The sequence below is a fragment of the Micrococcus sp. CH7 genome (assembly GCF_001595485.1).
Lineage (GTDB): Bacteria > Actinomycetota > Actinomycetes > Actinomycetales > Micrococcaceae > Micrococcus > Micrococcus luteus.
On record NZ_LOSQ01000001.1, the window covers coordinates 26,403 to 41,684 of the forward strand.

14 protein-coding genes are annotated in these 15,282 nt (G+C 68.4%); 6 read left to right on the forward strand and 8 right to left on the reverse strand.

Going from position 1 to position 15,282, the window contains the following annotated elements:
* Positions 1 to 963, forward strand: coding sequence for a glycosyltransferase family 2 protein (locus AUV08_RS00115; protein WP_061873022.1), 963 nt, complete (start codon positions 1 to 3; stop codon positions 961 to 963).
* 9 nt (positions 964 to 972) lie between these two features.
* The gene (locus AUV08_RS00120) at positions 973 to 2,091 is read left to right on the forward strand and encodes a glycosyltransferase (protein WP_061867423.1); all 1,119 of its coding nucleotides are present in this window, start codon (positions 973 to 975) and stop codon (positions 2,089 to 2,091) included.
* 24 nt (positions 2,092 to 2,115) lie between these two features.
* Here the strand turns inward: AUV08_RS00120 and AUV08_RS00125 are convergent, their stop codons facing one another.
* The 4 genes from AUV08_RS00125 to rfbA all read right to left on the reverse strand — a co-directional run bounded on the left by AUV08_RS00125 (position 2,116) and on the right by rfbA (position 5,684).
* Positions 2,116 to 2,943 (reverse strand): glycosyltransferase family A protein, encoded by an 828-nt coding sequence (locus AUV08_RS00125; protein ID WP_061867422.1) that lies wholly within the window; start codon positions 2,941 to 2,943, stop codon positions 2,116 to 2,118.
* A 50-nt stretch (positions 2,944 to 2,993) separates the two neighbouring features.
* Complete coding sequence (locus AUV08_RS00130) at positions 2,994 to 3,842, reverse strand: glycosyltransferase family A protein (RefSeq protein ID WP_061873023.1); 849 nt, start codon at positions 3,840 to 3,842, stop codon at positions 2,994 to 2,996.
* A 75-nt stretch (positions 3,843 to 3,917) separates the two neighbouring features.
* Positions 3,918 to 4,751, reverse strand: a complete 834-nt coding sequence (locus AUV08_RS00135; RefSeq protein ID WP_061867420.1) for a glycosyltransferase family A protein — start codon at positions 4,749 to 4,751, stop codon at positions 3,918 to 3,920.
* 42 nt (positions 4,752 to 4,793) lie between these two features.
* On the reverse strand, positions 4,794 to 5,684 hold the full coding sequence (gene rfbA, locus AUV08_RS00140) for a glucose-1-phosphate thymidylyltransferase RfbA (protein WP_061867419.1): 891 nt from the start codon (positions 5,682 to 5,684) through the stop codon (positions 4,794 to 4,796).
* A 120-nt stretch (positions 5,685 to 5,804) separates the two neighbouring features.
* On the opposite strand from rfbA, the gene galE reads away from it, so the two are divergent.
* Complete coding sequence (galE, locus tag AUV08_RS00145; protein WP_061867418.1) at positions 5,805 to 6,764, forward strand: UDP-glucose 4-epimerase GalE; 960 nt, start codon at positions 5,805 to 5,807, stop codon at positions 6,762 to 6,764.
* A gap of 55 nt (positions 6,765 to 6,819) precedes the next feature.
* Here the strand turns inward: galE and AUV08_RS00150 are convergent, their stop codons facing one another.
* Positions 6,820 to 7,704, reverse strand: coding sequence for a glycosyltransferase family A protein (locus AUV08_RS00150; protein WP_170079817.1), 885 nt, complete (start codon positions 7,702 to 7,704; stop codon positions 6,820 to 6,822).
* Between the two features lie 343 nt (positions 7,705 to 8,047).
* Between AUV08_RS00150 and AUV08_RS00155 the strand changes: the two genes are divergently transcribed.
* A complete protein-coding gene (locus AUV08_RS00155; RefSeq protein ID WP_143739764.1) occupies positions 8,048 to 9,079 on the forward strand; it encodes a glycosyltransferase family 4 protein in 1,032 nt (343 codons plus the stop codon).
* A 45-nt stretch (positions 9,080 to 9,124) separates the two neighbouring features.
* Here the strand turns inward: AUV08_RS00155 and AUV08_RS00160 are convergent, their stop codons facing one another.
* Both AUV08_RS00160 and AUV08_RS00165 read right to left on the reverse strand, forming a co-directional pair.
* Positions 9,125 to 10,270, reverse strand: coding sequence for a glycosyltransferase (locus AUV08_RS00160; RefSeq protein ID WP_061867415.1), 1,146 nt, complete (start codon positions 10,268 to 10,270; stop codon positions 9,125 to 9,127).
* Positions 10,271 to 10,311: 41 nt separating this feature from the next.
* Entirely contained in the window at positions 10,312 to 11,310 is a 999-nt protein-coding gene (locus tag AUV08_RS00165; protein ID WP_061873024.1) for a glycosyltransferase family 2 protein, read from the reverse strand.
* Positions 11,311 to 11,377: 67 nt separating this feature from the next.
* On the opposite strand from AUV08_RS00165, the gene rfbB reads away from it, so the two are divergent.
* Both rfbB and AUV08_RS00175 read left to right on the forward strand, forming a co-directional pair.
* Positions 11,378 to 12,373, forward strand: coding sequence for a dTDP-glucose 4,6-dehydratase (gene rfbB / locus AUV08_RS00170; RefSeq protein WP_061867413.1), 996 nt, complete (start codon positions 11,378 to 11,380; stop codon positions 12,371 to 12,373).
* A 13-nt stretch (positions 12,374 to 12,386) separates the two neighbouring features.
* Complete coding sequence (locus AUV08_RS00175) at positions 12,387 to 13,802, forward strand: bifunctional dTDP-4-dehydrorhamnose 3,5-epimerase family protein/NAD(P)-dependent oxidoreductase (RefSeq protein WP_061867412.1); 1,416 nt, start codon at positions 12,387 to 12,389, stop codon at positions 13,800 to 13,802.
* Positions 13,803 to 13,862: 60 nt separating this feature from the next.
* Here the strand turns inward: AUV08_RS00175 and AUV08_RS00180 are convergent, their stop codons facing one another.
* Complete coding sequence (locus tag AUV08_RS00180; protein ID WP_061867411.1) at positions 13,863 to 15,266, reverse strand: polysaccharide biosynthesis tyrosine autokinase; 1,404 nt, start codon at positions 15,264 to 15,266, stop codon at positions 13,863 to 13,865.
* Positions 15,267 to 15,282: the final 16 nt, after the last annotated feature.

A 15,282-nucleotide genomic window follows, 5' to 3' on the forward strand; every position in this document is an offset into this window, starting at 1 on the left:
ATGACCGAGACGCCCCTGACCCCCGAGGCCAGCGTGATCGTCCCCAGCCGAGGCGGCGCCCAGCGGTTGCCGCGCCTGATCGGCGCCCTCGCCGCGCAGGAGGACGCCCCGCCGTTCGAGGTCCACTTGGTCGTGGACGGGGACGTGGACGGGTCGGAAGCGGTGCTCGCCCAGTTGGCCGCGGAGTATCCGGGCCTGGACCTGAGCTGGACCGTCTTCGGCGAGAACCGCGGACGGGTCGCCGCGCTCAACGCCGGCGCCGACGCGACGTCCGGCCGCATCCTCATCCGGGCCGACGACGACCTGGAGCCCGGGCCCCACTACATCCGGGATCACGTGGCCGCGCACGCGGGCGGGCCTGGCGGAGCGATCGGACTCTACGTGAACGTCTTGGAGCCCACCCCGTATCAGCGCGCCTACGGTGACGCCCAGGACATCCTGCACCGCGAGCACGCGTATGCGCTGCCAGCGGATCGGCAGTGGCGGCACTGGGCCGGCAACGTGTCCGTCCCCCGTGCCCTGCACGAGCAGATCGGCGGCTACGACCCGGACTACCGGCAGTACGGGTGGGAGGACATCGACTACGGCTACCGGCTGCACGCGGCAGGCTATCCCGTGGTGATCCGCCCCGAGCTGGAGACCCGGCACCACGCTGCCGCCGTGACGACGCACTCGAAGGCGGTGCGGGCCTTGCACGGCACGGCCGCGCGGAACCTGTTCGTGAGCAAGCACGGGGCGGCACCGCTCGGCACCATCGGTGCTCCGCGAGGCGTGTGGGGTGCTGCCGTGCGCCTGGTGGCGTTGGGCGCCACCGAAGCCACGCTCACGCGCTCCAGTGCGCTGATCGACGCCGTCGCGGACCACCTGCCCCGGGGGCTCGCCCGTCGACTCATCGCCCTCCAGGTGGAGGGTGCCGCCGAGGCCGGACGGGCCCGTCCCCACCGCGCGCAACGGGCCATCTGAGGAGACACGATGTCGGAACAGACCCCCGCAACGATCGCCATCGCCCACGACTACCTCACCCAGAAGGGCGGGGCGGAACGGGTGGTGCTCGCCCTGCACCGGATGTGGCCGGACGCGCCCATCTACACGACGTTCTACGACCCCGAGGGCACGTTCCCCGAATTCAAGGACGCGCACATCATCACCTCGCCCCTCAACCGGGTGGGGCTGCTGCGGAAGGACCCGCGGAGAGCATTACCGCTGCTGCCCCTGGCCTCCTCGCTGATGCACGTGAAGGAGCCGGTCGCCGTCGTCTCGACGTCCGGCTGGGCGCACGGATTCCGCTACGACGGCGCCACGCTCGTCTACTGCCACACCCCGGCGCGCTGGGTCTACCTGCTGGATGACTACCTGGGCGAGGGCGGTCGGAACAGCATCAAGGGCCGGATCGCCCGCGTGCTGCGGCCGGGCCTGCAGATGTGGGACCGCGCGGCCGTCCGGCGCCGATCACGCTATGTGGCCAACTCCACGGTAGTGAAGAAGAGGATCGAAGACGTCTACGGGCTCGAGGGCGTGGACCTCGTGTTCCCGCCGCACTCCGTGAGCACGGATGGCCCGCAGGAGCCGATCCCCGGTGCCGAGCGGCTGGCGGAGGACGGCTTCCTGCTGTCGGTCGCGCGACTCATGCCGTACAAGCACGTGGACGTCGCCATCGAGGCAGCGGCCCGCGCGGGGCGGCCGCTCGTGGTGATCGGCAAGGGCCCCGAGGAGGCCCGGCTGAGGGCGATGGCGGGGGAGGACGTCGTGTTCGGCCAGGACCTCACCGACGCGCAGCTGCGCTGGGCGTACGCGCACGCGACGGCACTGATCGCCGCGAGCCACGAGGACTTCGGGATCACGCCGCTTGAAGCGAGCGCGTGGGGCGTGCCCACCGTGGCGCTGCGCGCGGGCGGCTATCTGGACACCATCGTGGACGGCGTCAACGGGGTGTTCGTGGACGAGCCGACGGTGGAGGCGGTGGCCGGCGGCATCACGCGGGCGCTGGCGCACCCCTGGGACCCTGCGCGCATGCGGGCGCACGCCGCCCGGTTCTCCGAGGGCGATTTCGCACGTCGGATCCATGAGGAGCTGGCGCGGATCACCCCGTGACGGGAGTCCACGCCTCGCGCAGCGTCAGCGGGGGTGCCGAAGGCGCCGGACGATCCCTCCGAGGCGGGAGATCCGGTTCTCCATGCGCCCGTACCGGTGACGGAAATGGTTCAGCATGGACACCTTGCCGACGCGCCACTCGATGAATTCTTCGGCGGGCTCCGCGATGAACCGGGCGTTGTTGCAAAAGACAGTGGCCTGGCACTGCAGGTCCACGGCGTAGTCCCCGGAGGCGGTCTCAGACTGGTCATGCTTGCGGTAGTAGTAGAGCGGACGCGGCACCTGGACCACAGCATGGTGGGGATCCGGGGCGAGGGACAGGATCTTCATGAAGAAGTCCTGGTCCTCATAGCGGCGCAGGGATTCGTCGAAACCGCCCGCGCGAAGGGCATCCTCTCGGCGCACCATCTGGCCCACCTGCAGAAGGCTCTCGTTCAGGAACTGGCCGAGACTGAATTCCGGCCCGTAGAGGCCGGTGATGGTCCCGAACATGAGGGTCTGACCGCCCGCGATGTACGCGGCCGGGTGGTCGCGGAAGATCGCGAGCCCGGATTCGGCGAAGCTCGGATCGCGCCGATCGTCGCCGTCGAGGAAGATGAGGTACTCGGCGTCCGACTGGCGGATCCCCGCGTTCCGGGCCGATGAGACGCCGCCCTGGTGCTTGTGAAGCACCTGGACTCTCTCCTGTGTGGAGATCTCGTCCAGAACGAGCCTGGTCTCCGGGTCGCTCACCCCGTCGGCCACCACGATGACGTCGGTCCCCTGATGGGTCTGGTTGAGCGCGGAGTCCACGGTCTCCCGGAGGAAGGGCCCCTCGCGATGGCAGGGGATGATCACACTGACCGTGGACATGTCTCTCCTCTGAGCGGAAATGTAGAACGGTGAAACGATGTCGGGATGAATCAGTGACGTCCGAGGCCGCGGCGAATTCTGGCTTTGAGTCGGTCGACATGGCGGTAAGCGTGGCGGTAGGCGGCCAGTTGGAGCTCCGCCGCGTTGAGGCTCTCGATCAGTTCGGCCTTGCGGCCCACGTAGAGGTCGGGGTTCTCGGTGCGCACCATCGCGGCAGCCCGGGCACTCTGCCGGGGATCGATATAGCCGCGCGTCACCTGGTGTTCGCCGAGGTGACGACGCGCGATAGGGGTGTCCAGGATCTCGGCTTTCCCGCCGGCACGGAGAAGGCGCATCCAGAAGACCCAGTCCTCGCCCATCGAGAGACCCTCCGGGAAGCCTCCTACGGCTTCCCATCCGGAGCGCCGGAACATCGAGGCCATCGCCAATAGGGAGCCGCCGAGCATGGCGACTCGGGTGACAGGACGAGGGGGCGGGGGGCTCAGACGCTCGAGTCCGTCGACCACTTCGAAGGCGCCCCCCGTGACGATGGCGACGTCGCTTCGGCGGTCGAGGATCTCCGCCATCGCACGGGGCGCTTCGGGCATGACCTCATCATCGCTGTCCAGCGCGATGACGTAGGGCGTCACCAGCTGTCGGACGCCCGTATTGCGGGCTGAACTGACCCCCCCATTGGACTGCCGAATGACGTGGAAGCCTTCCTGGCGGAGTGAGTCGAGGACAGCGAGTGTGTCCGGATCTCTGCTCCCGTCATCCACGATGACGACGTTCTCCGTGTTGCCCAGAGCAACGCGGGCGCTGTGGGCTGCCCCAAGCACCAGGGCCCCGGTGTTGTATACCGGGATGACGATCCCTACACGTCCGTCAGACGGCGGAGGAACGGGCGGGGTGTTCTCCATGCGTCGAATCCTAGCCTGGGCGACCGGGGGCGTATCGCGGATCTGACCGGGGGCAGGAACTCATCGCCGAAATGCCTAGCGCGTTCGCCGAACAGTCTTCTTTGCCAGGTCCCTCGCACGGATGAGGGGGCGGAATCGGTCCTGCCACTTGTGCACATAGGAGCGGTATTCAAGGTGGAGGGCGTACATCTCTTCCAGACGGAGGAAAGCCGCCTCCAGGAGGATCGCGTGGTGCTGCGGGTTCGCTTCCACAATGGCCTGATGGGTGTCTCGCACCGCATGCGTCCCGAGGGTGGCGAGGCGGGAATTCTCTTTCGCGCGGTAATGCAGGTGGGCGGTGGGGACGGGGCGGGCGACTCCGCCGTCGCGGAGGATCCGTACCCAGAACTCGTAGTCTTCCATCCCGTGTCGCAGGGACTCCAGGTAGCCGCCGACCTCTGCCCAGCGGCCTCGCCGGAACATGGCGGCGGAGGGGACCTTGTTCATCTCCATGAAGTCCTTGAGGACGTAGTCCGTGCTGACATGGCGCACGGACTCCTCGCGGCCGAAGTGCCGCGTGGACGGGAAGGCGATCTCCACGGACGGGTCCTCGAGAACACGCACTGCTTCCGCCGCGAAATGAGGGTCCATCCAGTCATCGCCGTCCAGCGTGATGATGCAGTCCCCTGTGGCACGGGTGATCCCCGCGTTCCTAGCCGCTGACGGTCCGCCGTTCGGCTGGTGGAGGACCTGGATCCTCTCCTCCGTCGTTCCTAGGAACTCGAGCAGATCGGCCCGCGTGGACCCGTCGTCGACCACGATGATCTCTTCGGCCGGCACGGATTGCGCCGCCGCCGAAGCGATCGCCTGGCGGAGATGAGCCGGGTCGTCGTTGAACGTGGGGATCACGAAGGAGATCCGGGGGGTCATCTCACACCTCTTCAGGAGGACAGTCGGATGGGACGGTGAAGATCAGCGGGAGACCCCGCCGATGGGATCTGCCCGGTCGAGCAGGCCGAGCAGGTAGCGGCCGTAGCCGGACTTCACCAGGGGCTCGGCGCGCTGGCGCAGTTCCTCATCGGTGAGCAGCCCCTGGCGCCAGGCGACCTCCTCGGGGGAGCCGACTTTGAGGCCCTGACGGGATTCGATCGTGCGGATGAAATTGGACGCGTCGTTGAGGTCATGGAACGTCCCGGTGTCCAGCCACGCTGTGCCCCGGGGCAGGACCTCGACGTTGAGCGTGCCTCGCTCGAGGTACACGCGGTTGACGTCGGTGATCTCCAGCTCGCCGCGGGGGGAGGGCTTGAGGTTCTTCGCGATCTGCACCACGTCGTTGTCGTAGAAGTAAAGGCCGGGGACCGCGTAGTTGCTTTTGGGGTCCCTGGGCTTCTCCTCCAGCGACACTGCCTTGCCGGCTTCATCGAACTCCACGACGCCGTAGGCGGTGGGATCGGCCACCCAATAGCCGAAGACCGTGGCTCCGTCCACCTCCGTGTGCCGGCGGAGCTGCTGGCCCATGCCGGGCCCGTAGAAGATATTGTCCCCGAGCACGAGCGCCACCCGGTCGTCGCCGATGTGCTCGTCGCCGAGGATGAACGCCTGCGCGAGGCCGTCCGGTGAGGGCTGCTGGACGTAGGAGAGGCTCACGCCGAACTGGGAACCGTCCCCCAAGAGCCGCTGGAACTGCTCCGCGTCGTGCGGGGTGGTGATCACCAGGATGTCGCTGATCCCCGCCAGGATGAGCGTGGAGAGCGGGTAGTAGATCATCGGCTTGTCGTACACCGGGACCAGTTGCTTCGAGATGCCGTGCGTGATGGGGTGCAGACGCGACCCGGTGCCGCCGGCGAGGATGATGCCCTTCATAGCGCCGACTCTAGTGGCTTTCCTGGGTCTCTGGCGGCAGAATCAGGGAGGCGCCAGAGTACGAGGTAGGTCGCACACCGTTGATGGGTGGCTTTCTCTGAATGAAACGAGTGGGAGAAAATGACCTGGTTGATCACGGGTGGGGCCGGATACATCGGCGGGCATGTGGCATACGCCTTTCGTGCAGCAGGGATTCCTGCCGTCGTTGTGGACGACCTCTCTACGGGGCGTGCGCGATTCGTGCCGTCCGACGTCCCGCTCGTTCGGGAGAACATCCTCGACACCCCTGCCCTCTCGGCAATCATGCGCGGGTATGACGTAAGCGGCGTGGTGCACGTGGCGGGTTTCAAGTACGCGGGAGTCTCGATGCGTGAGCCTCTCCATACCTATCGGACCAACGTGCAGGGGACTTTGAGCGTCCTGGAAGCAATGCGCGAAAGCGGGGTAGATGCCCTCGTCTTCTCCTCTTCGGCAGCCGTTTACGGAACACCTGCAGTCGAAATCGTGACAGAGAAGACGCCGACGGCCCCTGAGTCCCCCTACGGAGAGAGCAAGCTGATCGGAGAGTGGATGATCGCAGCCCAGGGATCAGCCACTGGCCTCCGGCACACCAGTCTCCGATACTTCAACGTGGTCGGCAGCGGACCCTGCGCGATCTCAGACCTGAGTCCCCACAACCTCTTTCCATTGGTCTTCGCCGCCATTGAAAGAGGGGTGTCACCCCATATTTTCGGCACCGACTACCCGACCCCGGACGGAACCTGTGTGCGGGACTACGTGCACGTGCAGGATGTAGCGGCGTCTCACGTCTCGGCTGCCCTCGCATTGGGGCGGGAGGCTGAACTTGCGCCGGTTTACAACCTTGGCTCCGGGGAGGGAACTTCAGTGCGGCAGATCGTGGAGGCTGTCTCCCGCGTAACCGGGAGGGACATCTCCCCGAAGGTCGAGGCCCGCCGGAAGGGCGACCCTGCGCGGATCGTGGCAGATGGATCCCTCGCCGCGAGGGACATCAACTGGAGGAACCGTCACTCCCTCGATGAGATGGTACGGACGGCGTGGGCAGCCCGCCGCGCGGGATGATTCGACTTCATCCGTGTTCGAGGAGCGGACCGCCCCCGCGTGAGATCGGCCGATATCAGGAAGTAGGCGTCCTTATGGCTGGGGGGATGAGTGCCTGGGGTGGGCGACCGAATACCCGGTATCGAAGGTGGCCCTCCAGGAGGCCCAGGTTCCATCCCCAGGCGGCCGCATCCTCCAGGGTGGCGCCCTTGTTGCGACGGGAGCGCACTAGCCGGGGGAGTGAGGTCAAGACCCCCCGTAGGGCGCCCTTGAAACTCACCCCCTGTGGGTCGGCAACCGCCTGATGCCGGGTCCACAGCTGGATGGAGGTGCGAGCGTAGTTGCGGCGCTGAGCGGTGAGGCCCTGGGCATCAGAGCGCTGCCGATAGTCGATGCGTGCCTCGGGGACGAACTGCGTGGGGAACCCTGCCGCGGCGGCGCGCCAGGCGAAATCTGCTTCATCGTGTCCCCCGGTGAAGGATTCGTCGAATCCACCCACTGTCTCGTAAACGACACGAGTCATCCCCATATTGGCCCCCAAGGGATAGGGGGGGCCACCAAAGACCCGCAGGAGCCCAAGATCGGGTCCAAGCCGTCGTCCATCGACGTCGACAGGCGTCGATGCCCCTCCGGCAAGGTAATCCTCGGCCAACACGCGGCGGAAGCTTTCGACCCAGCCCGGGTGGAGGGCATCATCGGCGTCGCAGATGAGGAGGATGTCACCGCCGGCTGCGGCGAGACCGGTATTGCGAGCATGATTGACACCCTGACGCTCGGTAGCCTCAACGACACGCACTCGCGGGTCGGCAGCCGACGCCTCAGCGAGCAGTGCGGGGGTGCCGTCGGTGGAGCGATTGTCCACGAGCACCAGCTCGTCCGAAGGATCGAGCTGAGCGAGGACGGCGGTCGCCTGCTTGGTGACCCATGCCTCGGCGTTATAGCACGGGATGATGACGCTCACGGTGGGCTTCATCGGTACACCTCCTGGAAGCGGGCACGGAATCGATCGGGGCCGAATTCGCGAGCCACGGGGGTGGCCCCTTCGGGAGTGGTCGCGGCAAGCGGCCTCCCAGTTGCGAGGGCTGCATCCCGCCGCCTGAACGGGGTGACTCCATCACGTCGGGTAGCTCGCGCAGTATTTTCTTCATGGTCATGACTAACCCGGATCAGGCCCCGGGATCGTCGGTAGTCCCATCCTAGGGCGGGGTGGTGCAGGTACGCTGAGGCCAGTTCTTCACCGACGGTCCCTAGTCGAGTCTGCGAAGGAACTGCTCCCCATCCGCGATGCCACCCGGGAGGCACCCGTGAACACCCGTTGTCTGGTCCTAACCTCTGGTCGGGCGGCGGACGGCCCCTACGGGATCGACCAGCTCTGCCAGTTCGGCTATGACCTCGTCGAAGTCGGGCCAGCGGGGAATCGTGTTCACCGGAAGGTCCGGGATGTCGTGGAGCACAGATCTGGGCGACCGATGGACAAGGCCGTCCGGTCGATCTGGAAGGCCTGGCGCTCCGACCTGGTTCTCGCCTTCCTGGAGAAGGAGGCACTCGCGGCCTCCTGGGCCAAGCGTCGCGGCGTGGCGCCTTACGCCGGGAGGCCTCTCGTCATGATCGCTTGCTGGCTTGCGGATGAACTCCAGCGGATGCCCACCGCGCAGCGGTCAGGTGTGGTGGCGGCGTACAGCGGGGTGGATTTGATCATCGTGCTCTCGCGGAATCAGGTGGAAATCCTGGTCGAGGCGGGTTTCGACAGAAAAAGGGTCGAGGCCGTCAGTTTCGGTTATAACCCGGGGCAGTTTCCGGTCGCCTCATTCGAAAATCGTCAGGGCATCGTCTCCGTCGGGGTCGACCGCGGACGAGACTTCCCCACACTCGTCGAGAGCGTGAGGGGTTCGGGACTGAAGCTCCACATGTACACCGGCGACGGGTACCTGGATGGTGCCGAGCCGCCTTCAGAGGTCGTCTTCCACGGACGCGTGCCGTTCGAGCGGTACCGCGAGGTCGTCGCCTCTGCCGCTGTGGTGGCGATCCCCACCCACGTCATGGCCTACCCGAGCGGCCAGACGGTCGCTCTCGAGGCTGCGGGGACGGGAGCGTGTCTGGTCCTGACGGACACGCCGGCGATGAGGGAGTACTTCACAGATGACACCGCCGTCTTCGTGCAGCCGGGTGACGTGCAGGGATGGAAGAGGGTGCTCACCGAGCTTTCCACTGATCCGGAGAGACGCCGTCGTCTGGGCCACAACGCCGCCACCTTGGCAACGGGGCATTTCACCTACACCCATATGTGGAAGCAGGTGGATGGAGCCATCCGGCGTCGGGGGTGGGCCGTAGCCTGACCCGTCGGGAAAGGGCGGCCCATACGGTCGGCAGAGGGCAGAAGTTCAGCGGTACACCTCGAAGAGTCGGCGGCGGAAGGCGATGGGGCCATACTGATCGGCGACGTGAGAAGCTCCCGCTCGCGCTGCCTGGTCGGCGGCGCCGACATCGGCCAGCAGGGAGAGCGTCGCCTCGGCGAATGCAGCAGGATCGTCTGCCACCATGGTCCCGTCCCTGGGTTCGATGCCTTCGTGCCCGACGGATGTCGTCACGGTCGGGATACCCCGGATCATCGCTTCCACGACCTTGAACTTCACTCCCGCTCCCAGGCGTAATGGTGCGATCACCGCCGTGCAGTCGCGATACAGAGCGTCAAGATCCTCCACGAAGCCCGGCGTCTCGACGCCGCACTCGTTCAGATGGGCGGCCAGGGCCTCTGGAATTCCCCCGCCGGCCACCACGACCCGCGCGTCCGGTCGGGAGCGACGCACGCCGGGGAGCACTTCGTCCGTGAACCAGCGCACGGCGTCCTGGTTCTCCCACCGGGCCATGTACCCGACGAAGAGCAACGTCGGGGGCCGGCTCGAGTCTGTGTCGCGTGGGGGACGGAGCTCGCCCGGGATGGGGGGCGGGATCACATGGACGCGCGCTCGGCCCCGCGGGGATGGGAGGAGGTCGCGGTCCTTCTCGCTGAGCACGATCACGTCGTCCGCGTACCGAAGGATCCGGCGCTCCGCTGCCCGGGCCATCGCGGCCCGCGCTGACCAGGCGGCGCGGCGGGCCGCAGAAGGAAGACTGCGGGCATGGCGGCTGAAGCGCTGGGACAGCACGTCATGCAGCGTGACGACCACCTGGGCTTGAGGGGCGAGACGGCGCAGGGCGGGTGCGAGGAGGCCGGACTCCTCCCACTGGAGATCGATGAGGTCCGCTGCGGTGAGCAGGTCCCGATGGCTCGGCAGGACCGCGTGGCTGACGGGCGGCTGGAGGCGGGCCGCCGCCCGGAGGCGGTCGGCCCTGTTCGGGGTGCGGTCCTCCCGCGTCAGCAGATGGTCGACATCGACTCCGCGTGCGATGGCGCGCCGGTTCGCACCCCCGTCTCGGGAGATGACCGTGACCGGCCCTCGTGTCGCGAGCGTATTGACAACCTCGAGGGCCAGCTTCTCGCCGGCCGATTCCTGCGATCCGATCGCGGGGATGAGCGGGGAGATCATGACTGTTCGGCGGCTAGGAGGCGCCGCCGTCGCACCACCTCTCACGCGGACTCCTCGAGCCCGAGCCCGATCAGGGTGTCCGCGGGTCGGCGGAGAAGACGATATCGCACCCATCCCTCGCTCAGGCCGACGGCGGTCGAGGCGCGAGTGAGGGCGCCGTCGACGTCCCGCTCGGTCAGGCCGAGGGCCATGCGGGCGAGCCCTCCGAGGCTGCGCGCCAGCTCACCCATCGGGGGACGGCGTAGTTCCGCCGTCTCGGTCCATGCTCCGCGAGCTGCCACGGCCTGGGCCAAGGCCGACCCAGCGCGGAAGCGCTTCTTCAGCCGAGAGCGTCCGGGCCCCGGCACGCAGTACAAGATGCTCATGGCTCCGTAGTCCATGATCGTGTATCCCGCGTGGGTGAGGCGATACGCAAGGTCGTTGTCCTCCGCGCCGCGGACCAATGCCGCGTCGAACCCGTGCACGCGGAGGACCGCTTCCCGTCGCGCCACGAAATTCCCTCCCAACAGGGCCGGCCCCATGGACCCCCTGCCGGCTGGCGCGGGAGGGACGGGACCCGTGCCGGCGACGAGGATCTCCAGAAGGCGTCCGTAGTCCAGCCCATCCAGCTCGTCGTCGGTGCGGAGAACCACACCGCCGCTCACTACGGCATGGTTCTCCAGAACCTCGACGGCGCGGCGCACCCAATGCGGATGGACGAGATCGTCGTCGTCTACGAATCCCACCAGCGGGGCAGTCGTCGATGCCAGCCCTCGGTTGCGGGCATACGCGGCACCGGGGTGCTCGTCGGCCTTGATGATCCGCATAGGGTGACGGAATGGGCCTGCGGCGGCCAGACGATCCGGAAGATCCTCGTTGCCACCGTTGTCGCAGAGCACCACCTCGAAGGCGGGTGGGTCCACCTGTTCGTTCAACGCTCGAAGTTGCAGGTCGAGCCGGGGCCCACTGCGATGGCACGGAATGATGACGGTGAGCTCTGGAACAGTCATGGCCCCTTCCTGGGTCTGTCCGCGGCGCAGGGTGGCGTTCTGGGCCTGCATGGAACTCTACTTCCTGGGCAACCCGCAGGTCAGGCGGGCGCCCCTGCCACGTCTGTAACCTGACCCCATGCACCTCCTCGTCACCGGCGGCGCCGGGTTCATCGGCTCGAACTTCGTCCACCACGTCGTCCGCGAGACCGGGCACGACGTCGTCGTCCTGGACAAGCTGACCTACGCCGGCAACCGGGAGAACCTCGCCGGCCTGCCCGAGGACCGCGTCACTCTCGAGGTCGGGGACATCTGCGATACGGCCCTGGTGGACCGCCTGGTCGCCGAGTCGGACGCCGTCGTGCACTACGCGGCCGAGTCCCACAACGACAATTCGCTGAACGATCCCTCGCCGTTCATCCAGACGAATATCGTCGGAACCTTCGTTCTCCTGGAGGCGGTCCGCAAGCACGGCAAGCGGTTCCACCACGTCTCCACAGACGAGGTCTACGGCGACCTCGAGCTCGACGATCCGGCGAAGTTCACCGAGACCACCCCCTACAACCCCTCCAGCCCGTATTCGTCCTCCAAGGCCGGCTCGGACCACCTGGTGCGTGCGTGGGTGCGCTCCTTCGGCGTGGAGGCCACCCTGAGCAACTGCTCCAACAACTACGGGCCGTACCAGCACATCGAGAAGTTCATCCCGCGCCAGATCACCAACCTGATCGACGGCGTCCGCCCCCGCCTCTACGGTCAGGGGGTGAACGTGCGGGACTGGATCCACACCGAGGACCACTCCTCCGCCGTGCTGCGCATCCTGGAGCGCGGCGAGATCGGGCGCACCTACCTGATCGGCGCGGACGGGGAGCGGAACAACCGGGAGGTCGTGGAGATCCTCCTGGAGCTGTTCGACCGCCCTGCGGACGACTACGACCTGGTGGCGGACCGTCCGGGTCACGACCTGCGCTACGCGATCGACAACACCGCGCTGCGCACCGAGCTCGGCTGGGAGCCGCAGTTCACGGACATCCGGGCCGGTCTGGCGGACACGGTCCGCTGGTACCGCGAGAACGAGGCCTGGTGGCGCCCGGCCAAGGCCGCCGTCGAGGCCACGTACCGCGCCCAGGGTCAGTGAGGGGACACCGCTGATGCACATCACCGAGACCGCCATCCCCGGCCTGCTCGTCCTCGACCTCGACGTCCACGGGGACAACCGCGGCTGGTTCAAGGAGAACTGGCAGCGGGAGAAGATCCGCGCCCTCGCCGCCGAGCACCCCCGCCTGGCCTCGCTCGCCCCGGTGCAGAACAACATCTCCTTCAACGACGCCGTCGGCACCACGCGCGGCATCCACGCCGAACCCTGGGACAAGTACGTGGCCGTCGCCCACGGCCGGATCTTCGGCGCCTGGGTGGACCTGCGCGAGGGGCCGTCCTTCGGCGCCGTCGCCACCGTGGAGCTCGGCCCGGAGAAGGCCGTCTTCGTGCCGCGCGGGGTGGGCAACTCCTACCAGACGCTCGAGCCGGACACCGCCTACACCTACCTGGTGAACGACCACTGGTCCGCCGACGCGCAGGGCCAGTACACGTTCCTCAACCTCGCGGACCCGACGGCGGCCATCACCTGGCCCATCCCGCTCGAGGACGCCGAGCTCTCGGACAAGGACCGCGCCCACCCGATGCTCGCGGACGTCACTCCCATGCCGCCCGCCCCGATCCTCGTGCTCGGCGCCGGCGGCCAGCTCGGCCGCGCCCTCGTGGCCCGCGCCGAGGCCGCGGGGATCCCGGTCGAGGCCCATGGCCGGGACACCTGGGACATGACCGATCCGGCCTCGTGGCCGCGGGAGCACTTCCGCGGCCTGCGCGCCGTGGTCAACGCGTCCGCCATGACCGCGGTGGACGCCGCCGAGACGCCCGAGGGCCGGGCCCAGGCCTGGGCCGTCAACGCGACCGCCGTCGCCGAGCTGGCCCGCCGCTGCACCGAGGCCGGCGTCCCCCTGGCCCACGTCTCCACGGACTACGTGTTCGACGGCGCCCTCCCCGTGGGGCAGGAGCACCCGGTGGACCACCCGCTCGCGCCGCTGGGCGTGTACGGCCAGTCGAAGGCCGCCGGCGAGGCCACGGTGCGCACCGTGCCGCGGCATTGGATCGTCCGCACGTCCTGGGTGATCGGGGAGGGGAAGAACTTCGTGGCCACCATGGCCTCCCTCGCCGAGCGCGGGATCGACCCGGCCGTGGTCGCGGACCAGCACGGCCGTCTCACCTTCGCGGACGACCTCGCCGACGCCCTGCTGCACCTGGTCACCACGGACGCGCCCACGGGCACGTTCCACATGACCAACAGCGGTGACGTGGTCACCTGGCACGACGTCGCCCGCTGGGTCTTCGAGGACACCGGCCACGACGCCGCGCGCGTCTCCGCCACGACCACCGCCGCGTACCTGGCCGGCAAGGAGGGCGTGGCCCCGCGGCCGACCAACAGCGCCCTCGACCTCGGGCCCCTGGCCGCCGTCGGCTACACCGCCCCGGACCAGCGCGAACGCCTGCGGACGTACCTGAGGCGCTGACCGCGTCTCGCACGACGAAGCCCCCGCCGGCTTCGGCGGGGGCTTCGTGCGTGGGGGCGATCAGCTGCGCGTGCGGGCCTTGCGGCGTGAACGCCGCCCCTTCCTCGCGGACGAGCCGACGCTCGACAGGTACTTCTCGTAGGACTTGTGGTACGTGCTCTCGTACCCGTAGCCATAGGAGTAGCCGCCGCCGCGCTGGGAGCGCGCGACGCCGTTCATGACGACGCCCAGCAGATGCGCGTCCACCGCGGCGAGATTCTCCACAGCCGCCTCCAGGTGGTCCTTGCGGGTCCGCCCCTGACGCACCACGAGCACAGTCCCGTCCACGGCCGTGGCCAGGAGGGAGCCGTCCGTGACGGGCAGCAGGGGAGGGGAGTCGACGATGACGAAGAAGTCCTCCGATGCCAGCTTCAGCAGGGCCCGCATGCGCTTCGAGCCCAGCAGCTCCGACGGGTTCGGGGGCGTCCGGCCGGCGGGGAGCAGCGTGAGGTTCGGGATGCCGGTGGCCGCGAGGGCGTCGTCCGGCTGCACCTCACCGGCCAGCACCTCGGACAGGCCCACGTCGCCCGCCACCTGGAAGAGGTCGTGCTGCCGGGGGCGCCGCAGGTCGGCGTCCACCACGAGCACCCGTTCGCCGGCCAGGGCCAGGGCGCGGGCCAGATTCGAGGCGATGGTCGACTTGCCCTCGGAGGGGTCCGCGCTCGTGAACGAGACGACGCGCGGCGGCTCGTCGACGGAGACGAACTTGAGGTTGGTGCGCAGCGCCCGGATGGCCTCGCCGGCCCGGGGGTCGAGGTCTACGGCCTCCTCGCCTGTGCGGGTCAGGGAGGCGTTCTCCGGGACGGCGCCGATCACGCCGGCGCCGGTGACCTCCTTCACGTCGGCGCGGCTGCGCACCTTCACATCGAGGAGACGACGGAGCACCGCGATGGCGAGTCCCGCACCCAGTCCGGCCACGACGCCCACGAGGACGTTGCGCCGGGTGTCAGGGCTCACGGGAGCAGAGGGCACGCGGGCGTCCGACAGGGGCACGACCTCCAGGGGGCTGTTCTTGTCCACCTCCGCCGCCACGTCCGCCGTCGCCTGCAGGGCGCTGTTCGCGAGCTGCGCGGCGGTCTCGGGATCCGTCGAGGTGGCGGTCACCTTGATCATGCTGGACCCGGGGACGAGCGCCGCGGAGAGCGAGCCGTCGCCGTCCTGCCCCGTGTCCTGTGCCACGCGTTCACGCACGGCCTGGCTGTTGATCAGGGCGACGTAGGCCTGAGCCCGGCTCTCGGCGGGTCCGTTGCCGGCGATGAGGCTCTGATCCGCGTTCCGCGCGGCGAGGAGCCCCTGAGATTCGGACGCGTAGATCCGGGGCTGCAGCGCGGAGTAGCCCCAGCCCAGCAGACCCCCCACGAGGGCGGCCGCCAGCAGCAGGAGGAGGTTGGCGCGCAGCAGGCGGAAGAAGTCGACGATCGTCACGGAGCACCTCGGGGGT

Coding starts and splice junctions, on each gene's coding strand:
- AUV08_RS00115 (WP_061873022.1), top strand. CDS start 1: ATGACCGAGACGCCCCTGACCCCCGAGGCCAGCGTGATCGTCCCCAGC.
- AUV08_RS00120 (WP_061867423.1), top strand. CDS start 973: ATGTCGGAACAGACCCCCGCAACGATCGCCATCGCCCACGACTACCTC.
- AUV08_RS00125 (WP_061867422.1), bottom strand. CDS start 2,943: ATGTCCACGGTCAGTGTGATCATCCCCTGCCATCGCGAGGGGCCCTTC.
- AUV08_RS00130 (WP_061873023.1), bottom strand. CDS start 3,842: ATGGAGAACACCCCGCCCGTTCCTCCGCCGTCTGACGGACGTGTAGGG.
- AUV08_RS00135 (WP_061867420.1), bottom strand. CDS start 4,751: ATGACCCCCCGGATCTCCTTCGTGATCCCCACGTTCAACGACGACCCG.
- rfbA (WP_061867419.1), bottom strand. CDS start 5,684: ATGAAGGGCATCATCCTCGCCGGCGGCACCGGGTCGCGTCTGCACCCC.
- galE (WP_061867418.1), top strand. CDS start 5,805: ATGACCTGGTTGATCACGGGTGGGGCCGGATACATCGGCGGGCATGTG.
- AUV08_RS00160 (WP_061867415.1), bottom strand. CDS start 10,270: ATGATCTCCCCGCTCATCCCCGCGATCGGATCGCAGGAATCGGCCGGC.
- AUV08_RS00165 (WP_061873024.1), bottom strand. CDS start 11,310: ATGCAGGCCCAGAACGCCACCCTGCGCCGCGGACAGACCCAGGAAGGG.
- rfbB (WP_061867413.1), top strand. CDS start 11,378: ATGCACCTCCTCGTCACCGGCGGCGCCGGGTTCATCGGCTCGAACTTC.
- AUV08_RS00175 (WP_061867412.1), top strand. CDS start 12,387: ATGCACATCACCGAGACCGCCATCCCCGGCCTGCTCGTCCTCGACCTC.